The 2,565-nt window shown below is 51.7% G+C and carries 1 protein-coding gene; it reads right to left on the bottom strand.

Annotated features, from left to right (window positions below; genetic code table 11):
- Nucleotides 1-2,565: non-ribosomal peptide synthetase (locus HFE01_RS26230; protein WP_167442891.1), on the bottom strand; the 2,565-nt coding region annotated here is incomplete at both ends.

Here is a 2,565-nt window from a genome sequence, read left to right as displayed (position 1 = left end):
TTCGTATATTCCACCTCGAACGGCACAGTGTCCTCAACCCATTGCATCGGCTCACTGTCGATCAGATCAAAGCGGGTACGCAACGTCGCATGACGGGCAATCAGTTGACGGAATACGTCCTCCACTCGCTTCACGTCCAGCGGACCGTTCACTTGCAGCACCGATGGCATGTTGTAGTTCACATCCTGCGGATCGAACTGATGCAACACATACAGTCGTTTTTGCGCTGAGGACAAGGGATAGAAGCTGCGTTCTTCCGTTACTGGAATGGACGCATATGTTACTTGATCCAACTGTTCCAGTACGACTGCCAGTTGCTCAATCGTTGGTGCTTCAAAAATACTGCGCAGTGGAAGCGGCTTGTTCAGTTCCTTGTGAATCTTCGAGGCCAGTGTGGTCGCCCGCAGCGAGTGTCCGCCAATCTCGAAGAAGTTTTCCTTCACACCGGCCTGAGTGAGGCCTAGTACATCCTGCCAAATTTGCGCCAGTTTCACTTCCACCCACGTTCGCGGTGCGACATAGTCGGCTCCGGTTTGCAGGCTGCCTTCTGGTGCTGGCAGGGCCTTGCGGTCGATTTTACCGTTCGGTGTCAGCGGCATTTGCTCCAGCTGTACCAAGAAAGAAGGCACCATGTAGTTTGGCAGCTCCTCACCCAGTAAACTGCGCAGTTCACCAGCGCTTACTTCTCTTTCAGCGACATAGTACGCCACCAGTTGATTTTGTCCCTGCTCGTCCGCTTGGGCCAGGACGATGACCTCTTGTACGTCCTCCACTTTCAATATTTGTGCCTCGACTTCGCCCAGCTCAATCCGGTAACCCCGGATCTTTACTTGATGGTCAATCCGGCCCAAGTATTCGATGTTTCCGTCTGGCATCCATCTTGCCAAGTCGCCTGTGCGGTACATTCGCTCATACCCAGCTTCGCCAGCCGCAAACGGATTCGGTACAAATTTCTCCGCCGTCAGCTCTGGACGATCCAGGTAACCACGTGCCAGACCCGGACCAGACACGCACAGCTCACCCGCTACGCCTATCGGAGCCAAATGCCCGTGTACATCTACCATGTATACCCGATGATTCGGCACAGGACGTCCAATGGAAATCAGCTGTCCTGCTCTCTCATCCTTGGATACCGGCCAGATGGATGTCGCTACCGAGTTTTCAGTTGGACCATAGCCATTGTAGTACGCCACCTGATCCTTCCACTTGTATACCAGCTCTGTTGAAGCGGCTGAACCCGCAGTGACCAGAATACGCAGATTTGGCATCCGCTGCGGCTCCAGATACACCGCATAGGTAGGCGGCAATGCTGCCACCGTGATGTGGTGATCCGCCATATATTGTTCAAACCGTTCGTAGTCCAAAATCGTCTCTGACGTTGGCACGTACAACGTGGCTCCGCAGAATAGAGCTTGGAAGATTTCCCAGCAAGCCGCATCAAACGAGTAGCTGGCGAACAGCAACATATGATCTGAGGTACTGATCTCGAATTCCTGATCAAAATACGTTTTCAGATTGCATAGCCCGTGATGCTCCAGCATAACACCCTTCGGCTGCCCCGTTGTCCCCGATGTATAGATCACATACGCCAGATCGTTCGGACCGGACAACGGCTCCAGATTAGAACCATCCTCGTGATACACACTTTCTGCCCCATTCAGCACCAGCATGTGACCGTCGAAAGCTACTTTGTCCACCAGATGACCTTGAGTTAACAACAGCTTCGCTCCCGAGTCATCCAGCATATAGCGGATACGCTCTTCCGGATAGGTTGGATCGATAGGTACATATGCTCCTCCGGCTTTCAAAATGCCTAACATACCCACGATCATGTCTATCGAGCGTTCGGTCATCAGACCCACCAAACGATCTTTCGTCACACCTTGACTGCGCAAGGTACGAGCCAAACGATTCGCACGTTCATTCAGTTCGCGATAACTCAGTTGTTCTCCTTCGAAGTACAACGCTGGCTGCTCTGGTGTGTGCGCCGTTTTTGTCTCAAACAGACCATGGATCGTTTGCTCGCTTGGATACTCGGCGGCTGTATCTCCCCATACGCTGAGAATTTGCTCGCGTTCCTGCTCGCTTAACACATCCAGCTCTTGCACCCGAATGTCCGGATTCGCTACCACTTGTTCCAGTAGCTGTATTAAATGGCCCTGAGTCCGTTCCACGGCTTCCCGATCAAATAATTTTGTATTGTATTCGAATCGGATTTTCATCGATTCCTGCGGCATAACGACCAGATTGAAATCATAGTTCGTTTGTTCAATCATGCCTGCATTGCTGATTACAAAATCCGACGTTGCACCTTCGCCAAGCTGCTCGACCTGCTCCTCCACCGGATAGTTTTCAAACACGATAATGTGGTTGATCAGCTCTTGCTTTTGCTCGGTCAAGGCTTGAATTTCATACAGCGGATACGTCTCATAATCTTGAGAAGCCAGCGCCTGCTGCTGATTCGTTCTAATCAGATCGGCAAAGGTGTCCTCAGCTCCACTGCGGATACGTACGGGAATGGTGTTAATGAACAAGCCCACCATATTTTCGATCCCCGGAATATCA

This window comes from Paenibacillus sp. EKM10P (assembly GCF_011800655.1).
Classification (GTDB): domain Bacteria; phylum Bacillota; class Bacilli; order Paenibacillales; family Paenibacillaceae; genus Paenibacillus; species Paenibacillus polymyxa.
The sequence above is the reverse complement of the archived record's forward strand: the minus strand, read 5'-3'. Positions and strand labels throughout refer to the sequence as shown.